Annotated in this window: 8 protein-coding genes and 1 tRNA gene; 1 reads left to right on the top strand and 8 read right to left on the bottom strand. The window is 49.7% G+C overall.

Annotated elements, in window-relative coordinates:
* Window positions 1-421 precede the first annotated feature (421 nt).
* From murB to B2Y11_RS06835, 7 genes are all read right to left on the bottom strand, one after another.
* Complete coding sequence (gene murB / locus B2Y11_RS06865; protein WP_291057623.1) at window positions 422-1,348, bottom strand: UDP-N-acetylmuramate dehydrogenase; 927 nt, start codon at window positions 1,346-1,348, stop codon at window positions 422-424.
* Complete coding sequence (locus B2Y11_RS06860) at window positions 1,345-1,701, bottom strand: YlbF family regulator (protein WP_291057621.1); 357 nt, start codon at window positions 1,699-1,701, stop codon at window positions 1,345-1,347. Before B2Y11_RS06860 ends, murB begins: the two co-directional genes overlap by 4 nt.
* Window positions 1,688-2,197, bottom strand: coding sequence for a tRNA (cytidine(34)-2'-O)-methyltransferase (locus B2Y11_RS06855; RefSeq protein ID WP_291057619.1), 510 nt, complete (start codon window positions 2,195-2,197; stop codon window positions 1,688-1,690). Before B2Y11_RS06855 ends, B2Y11_RS06860 begins: the two co-directional genes overlap by 14 nt.
* Window positions 2,198-2,215: 18 nt before the next feature.
* Window positions 2,216-2,617: a hypothetical protein gene (locus B2Y11_RS06850; protein ID WP_291057617.1), complete on the bottom strand. Its 402-nt coding sequence runs from the start codon at window positions 2,615-2,617 to the stop codon at window positions 2,216-2,218.
* A gap of 152 nt (window positions 2,618-2,769) precedes the next feature.
* The gene (gene rplS, locus B2Y11_RS06845; protein ID WP_291057627.1) at window positions 2,770-3,114 is read right to left on the bottom strand and encodes a 50S ribosomal protein L19; all 345 of its coding nucleotides are present in this window, start codon (window positions 3,112-3,114) and stop codon (window positions 2,770-2,772) included.
* A 402-nt stretch (window positions 3,115-3,516) separates the two neighbouring features.
* Window positions 3,517-4,716, bottom strand: coding sequence for an RNA polymerase sigma factor RpoD (gene rpoD / locus B2Y11_RS06840; RefSeq protein ID WP_291057615.1), 1,200 nt, complete (start codon window positions 4,714-4,716; stop codon window positions 3,517-3,519).
* Window positions 4,717-4,950: 234 nt separating this feature from the next.
* A tRNA-Arg gene (locus tag B2Y11_RS06835) sits at window positions 4,951-5,027 on the bottom strand.
* 73 nt (window positions 5,028-5,100) lie between these two features.
* Here B2Y11_RS06835 and B2Y11_RS06830 point away from each other — a divergent pair.
* The gene (locus B2Y11_RS06830; protein WP_291057613.1) at window positions 5,101-5,523 is read left to right on the top strand and encodes a S24/S26 family peptidase; all 423 of its coding nucleotides are present in this window, start codon (window positions 5,101-5,103) and stop codon (window positions 5,521-5,523) included.
* A 270-nt stretch (window positions 5,524-5,793) separates the two neighbouring features.
* On the opposite strand, the gene B2Y11_RS06825 is transcribed toward B2Y11_RS06830, so the two are convergent.
* Window positions 5,794-5,925 (bottom strand): magnesium transporter, encoded by a 132-nt coding sequence (locus B2Y11_RS06825; RefSeq protein ID WP_291057625.1) that lies wholly within the window; start codon window positions 5,923-5,925, stop codon window positions 5,794-5,796.
* Window position 5,926 lies beyond the last annotated feature (1 nt).

Below are 5,926 nucleotides of genomic sequence, written 5' to 3'. Positions count from 1 at the left end.
ATAGTATAAACCTCATTGCAGCAGGAGATTTCGGGGCTCAGAGCCTCAATAGAACAAAAGGCATTATCATCTATAACTACATGCAGCATCGCTCGAAATGACGCAGAGGCAGGAGGCAGACTGTCATTTGACCAATTTCCGTGAAAATTTATATATACAAAAAGGGCTGTGAAAAAATGATTTATATTTTTTTCACAGCCTCAATGAATTTTTTATGCCTCCTGCGGCGGCGTTTGTTACGGGAATGACCTTTCTGCCGAATATGGGCATTCTGAGTGAAGAATCTCAGCACATGCCGATAGTGACTCATCTACAGATAAACACCGGCCGGCGGGAAGAAGCCTCCTTTCCACAGTCTGATAGTTTCTTAAAAACAAAAAAGCCTTGAAGAAACGATTTCCATTTCTTCAAAGCTCTTTTTTTATCTTTCCTGTTTGACGCCTTCGCCGAGGATCCGCACATCCAGAGGCACATGGATATGGTAGTTGTCCATAATGCGCTTCTGCACTTCGTGAAGCACCTCCAGTATCTCTTTGCAGGAGGCATGGCCGTTATTCACCACGAAATCAGGATGCTTGGTGGAAACCTGGGCATCTCCGATGGAAAAGCCGATGAGGCCGCAGGCTTTGATCATGGGGCCTACATGGTATCCCGGCGGACGGAGATACATGGTGCCGACGCTTCTCTTTTCCAGAGGCTGCTTGGTTCTTCTGGAAATCTGGTGCTCCGTCATGTTTCTCTTGATTTCATCGGCATTGCCCTGAGAAAGGTGGAGCTTGGCGCCTACGATGATGTCGCCGTTATGCATGAAAATGCTGTCGCTGTCGCCGTAGTGCAGGTCATCCCATCCGTAGGTGCGGTCTTCCTTGCCGTCGCCGGAAATGGTATACACTTCCTCCACCACGTTCTTCATCTGGCTGCCATAGCCGTTGGCATTCATGAAGACAGCGCCGCAGAGAGTGCCGGGGATGCCTACGGCCCATTCAAAGCCTTTGAGGCTGTTCTTTTCCGCAAACCGGGAAACGGTGCCGGTGCCTACGCCGCCCATGGCGGTAATCCATGTCTCATGGCAGACAGTTTCCTGCTTCAGCCGGTTCGTGCAAAGGGTAATGCCGCGGATTCCCAGATCCGATACAAGGAGGTTGGAGCCGCCGCCTATAAAGGTGACGGGAATGCCTTCATCATGGGCTTTGGAGAGCACCTTTTTCAGTTCCTCCACTGTCTGGGGCATTACAAAGCAGTCTGCCGGCCCGCCGATACCGTAGGTGGTGTGGCGGCTCATAGGTTCATCCAGCTTATACTGCCGTTCATTTAAAATTCCATCAAGAAATGCTTTCCAATCTGTCATTGTTTATTCAGTTCCAATACATCCATACCCTGCGCCATTGCATCGGATACGATCTTCTGCAAATCCGCAGCCACCTGATTCCAGCGAATAAATGCCTGGAGATATTCCTGGGCATTGCTGTTGTTGCTGACAAGCACAGCCAGTTCCTGCAGATGCTGGTAGCTGTCCTCGTCTTCCTTCTGTCCTGCCAGTTTGGCATAGTCAGCTTTCATCTGGGCCATGATATATTCCTTCACCATTTTTCTGGCTTCCTCATCGCCCTTGATCTTTTCTGCTGCCTCGGTCAAGCGCTTCATTTCATCGCTTTCCCTGATAGCCCTTGCCAGATCATAAGCTGCATCATACGTATTCATGGGTGCTTCTGCCTCCTTTAAACAACCGGCCGCTTTCCCTTAAAAGATGGGGAAAACCGGTCTGTCTCAGTGCTTCCAGGGCCACAATGGCCACCGCGTTGGATAAATTGAGAGAACGGGCTTCTTCTATCATGGGAATCCGGATGCAGTCCTCCTTATGGGCCAGGAGCATATCCTCCGGAAGCCCTTTGGTCTCCTTGCCGAATACAAGCACATCATCTTCCCTGAAGGATACCTCCGTATAGGACTTCACCGCCTTGGTGGTATTGTAGTAAAAATGATGGCCCTTCAGCATTCTTTCCACAGAAGCGAAATCAGGATGCACATGAACCTCCAGAAGATCCCAGTAATCCAGTCCCGCCCTTTTGAGATGCTTGTCGTCAATGGAAAAGCCCAGGGGCTCCACCAGATGAAGAGTCAGATGCTCCGCTGCACAGAGGCGGGAAATATTTCCCGTATTGCCCGGAATCTCCGGCTCCACTAACACAATATGCATATGTATCCTTTCATGAAATCAGAAATAACTGCCGTACCGGTCACGGTATCGGTCTACCTGCTCCCGTCCCCCGTAAAATTTGAATGTTCTCGGTTTCTGTCCCCGGTAGGAAATCTGGTAGATGGGCCCCTTTTCCAGTCCGTTCACCGCAATGCGGTAAATGTTGTAATGGAAACCGTCGCTCTTCTGGGGCACCGGAAGGCCTACGGCCTCCACACCCTCATTGAAGGTAAACTCCGACTTGTAGCCGGGCGCCAGAAAACGGGAAATATCCAGCTCCTCCTTCGTCAGAGGATCCGCCATTTCCACTTCCACCGTCAGCTCATCCACCACGAAAACATTTTTTATTTTATTGGCGGAAACAGGCAGTATCATTCCTAAAGATAATAAGACTGCCGGAACAATATATTTATATTTCATAGGTTCCTCACTTATAAAATGGTAAAACACTGTCCCCTCCCTGCACTTTTACTATTCTACCACATCCGGGCAATGAGAAAAACAGGGGTATACAAAAACGCAGGGCCTGTGGCAAATAAAAAAACTGCAGCAGCACTGCAGTTTTTTTACCATTATTTTCTTTCTTTAATTCTAGCTGCTTTACCGGACAGGCCGCGCAGGTAGAACAGTTTAGCACGACGGACGATACCGCGGCGCTTCACTTCGATCTTTTCCAGACGAGGAGAATGAACCAGGAATGTTCTTTCAACGCCTACGCCATAGGAAATACGACGAACGGTGAAAGTTTCTCTCACGCCGGCATTTCTGCGGGCAATAACGATGCCTTCGAATACCTGTACACGTTCAGTCTTGCCTTCGATGACCTTTACATGAACTCTTACGGTGTCCCCCGGGCGGAATTCAGGAATGTCATTTCTGAGCTGTTCATTTTCCAGTGTTTCAATAATGTTCACGATCTTTTCCTCCTTCTCACAAGACATTCATGCCGATCGCTTTTGGCAGAGGACTGTCCAGACTAACAGTAGCATTGTATCATACTTTCCCTTCCATTGCAATGAGAAAGCAGGTACTTTGATGCTGAATGCTTGAATATTATACTACAGGAAAGACAGAAAAGCCAGTGGAAAATGATTTCAGAAACCGGATTCATGAAGACACTCCACAGCCCCGGTTCAGAGGGTGGTGGCAGCGTCCTTCGGGCACAGTATGCAGGGGACTCTAAAGGGCGTCATCATACCTCGCCGGCGGGCATGGTCAATCCATAGAGACACTTTTATGGGCAGGCTAAGGGAGGACTCTGGTTTATCAGCGCCCCACTGAAAAAAAGGAGCCATGCCTTCCGGCACAGCTCCTTCCTCTTACAGTCCAGCCATGGGCATGGCCTGCTTTTTCAATTTCTTCAGCGCTTTTCCTTCAATCTGGCGAATACGTTCGCGGGTGACGCCGAAGTGTTTGCCCACTTCCTCCAGCGTGCGGGGTGTACCGTCATCCATGCCGAAGCGGAGAGCCAGCACGCCCTTTTCTCTTTCCGTCAGGGTATCCAGCATCTTATAGACCTGTTCCCTTCTCATGGTGGCTGCTGCTTCATCTTCCGGAGACGCGGTTTTCTGGTCTTCAATGAAATCGCCTAAATGGGAATCTTCCTTTTCGCCGATCGGCGTTTCCAGGGAGATAGGATCCTGGGCTGCCTTCTTGGCTTCCCGGATTTTTTCCACGCTGATTCCCATTTCCTTGGACAGTTCCTCATTGGTTGCTTCCCTGCCGTGTTCCTGCAGGAAGCGGCGGCCCACCCGGTTCATCTTATTGATGGTTTCCACCATGTGCACCGGTACGCGGATGGTGCGTGCCTGGTCTGCAATGGAGCGGGTAATGGCCTGGCGGATCCACCAGGTGGCATAGGTGGAAAACTTATAGCCCTTGGTATAGTCGAACTTGTCCACTGCCTTCAAGAGGCCGATATTTCCTTCCTGGATGAGATCCAGAAAAGGCATGCCCCGGCCGGGGTATTTCTTGGCAATAGATACCACCAGACGGAGATTGGCATTGGCCATTTCCTTTTTAGCATTTCTGGCCGCTTCCTTCTCCTCCGGCGTAGCGTCTTTCCTCTTGCCCTTTTCAATGATTTTGGCCAGGTTCATTTCCTGTTTCGCACTGAGCAGCGGATTGGCGCCGCATTCGCGGAGATAGAGCCGTACAGGATCGCTGACGCCGCCGGCAGCTCCGTAGTCTGCCTCTTCCGCTTCCGCTGTATCGCCGCCGCTCCAATCCTTATCCTCTTCCAGGCCGTCTTCTTCATTTTCCAGAATCAGCTCTTCAGAAAGATCGTCATCTTCACTGAAATCAGCTTCATCCGGTTCCCCGGCATCTTCATCTTCATCATAAACAAGATCAATATTGTGCTCATGAAGAAGATTAAAAATCCCATCCAACTGTTTCTGCGTCAATGATTTTTCTTTTGTAAACCGGATGATTTCATTATATGAAAGATTGCCATCCACATTGACCCTTTCCTGCAGTTCCTTTAGCCACTGTGCAAGCTGTGCTGCCTTAGCTGCCAAATTAGGGACACCTCCTCAAACATTCAAATATTTTACGCAAAATAAATCTGTCAGGGAGCTTATATGATTGTTTTCTGCTTCGTCAGAAGCCCGTTAGAAATAGCCCGCCCTGTTTCTATTAAGTTAGACTACAATGATACTCTACTTGCAGTCAAAAAGCAATAGAGAAAATTCATTCCATAATGGATTCTGTTTTTGTTCATAAAAAAAGCATTCCCGAAAGAATGCTTTTCATGGTGACCCAGGAGGGATTCGAACCCACGACCCACCGCTTAGAAGGCGGTTGCTCTATCCAACTGAGCTACTGAGACATTTATAAGTTTTATGCAATTTTCAAGGCTCGAAGGAATCGAACCATCTGCCGCTTAGGAGGCGGTCGGACTGATGCAGGCCGCATTTGCGGCGGGAAAGCCTTTTGCGCTGGCGGTGACCGGCACCAGCATGTCCCCTCTTCTGCGGGATCAGCGGGACGCAGTGTTTCTGGTTTCCCCGCAAATGCGACCGCCCAAAAGGAACGACATTCTTCTTTTTAAGCGGCAGGACGCGCTGATCCTGCACCGGATTCTTTCCGTAAAAAAAGACGGCGCCTTTGTTGTAAATGGGGACGCGCAGACCTGGTGCGAGCGCGTGCAGCCCGAACAGGTGCTCGCGGTGGCGGCAGCCATCCTGAGAAAAGGAAAGCGTATTCCCTGCGACAGTGCAGGATACCGCTTCCTTTCCACCTGCTGGCGGAAAACCCGGCGATTCCGTCCGCTTTTGCACAGGATGCGCCTTTTTTTCCGGCCAAAAGAGAACGAAGTATCTTAAAAACGCATCGGAGTGTTATAAATCCGATGCGTTTTTATTCTTATACAAGAAGCCGGTTTGTACACTGGAATCTATACCCGCGCTTTCATCGCCCTGGCATAGTCAAACAGATTCCGGCACGCGGTGCGAAGCGCATGCGGCCCGTTTTTTCTGGCTTTCTCTTTCAACTCTTTTTGCTGTCTAAATAAGGCGGGGCCCCCATGATATTATCGGTATCATGGGGGCCTTTATTCTTTGTCCTTATTGGTTAAAAGACTTGTCCTTTTCATTTCACAGCGGGAGAAACGTTGTGGCAATCTGGAAATAGAGCAGTACCGAGCATGCGTCCACAATGGTTGTGATCAACGGCGACGCCATAATGGCCGGATCCAGTCCTACGCGCTTTGCAAGAAGCGGAAGCACG

Origin of the sequence: Dialister sp. UBA1703 (assembly GCA_002320515.1) — a bacterium.
Classification (GTDB): Bacteria; Bacillota; Negativicutes; order Veillonellales; family Dialisteraceae; genus Dialister.
This window is presented reverse-complemented; position numbering and strand designations above follow the sequence as displayed.

Excerpts from the sequence above, each read along its gene's own strand:
- murB (WP_291057623.1), bottom strand. The coding sequence starts at position 1,348 with ATGACAGATTGGAAAGCATTTCTTGATGGAATTTTAAATGAACGGCAG.
- B2Y11_RS06860 (WP_291057621.1), bottom strand. The coding sequence starts at position 1,701 with ATGAATACGTATGATGCAGCTTATGATCTGGCAAGGGCTATCAGGGAA.
- B2Y11_RS06855 (WP_291057619.1), bottom strand. The coding sequence starts at position 2,197 with ATGCATATTGTGTTAGTGGAGCCGGAGATTCCGGGCAATACGGGAAAT.
- B2Y11_RS06850 (WP_291057617.1), bottom strand. The coding sequence starts at position 2,617 with ATGAAATATAAATATATTGTTCCGGCAGTCTTATTATCTTTAGGAATG.
- B2Y11_RS06830 (WP_291057613.1), top strand. The coding sequence starts at position 5,101 with ATGCAGGCCGCATTTGCGGCGGGAAAGCCTTTTGCGCTGGCGGTGACC.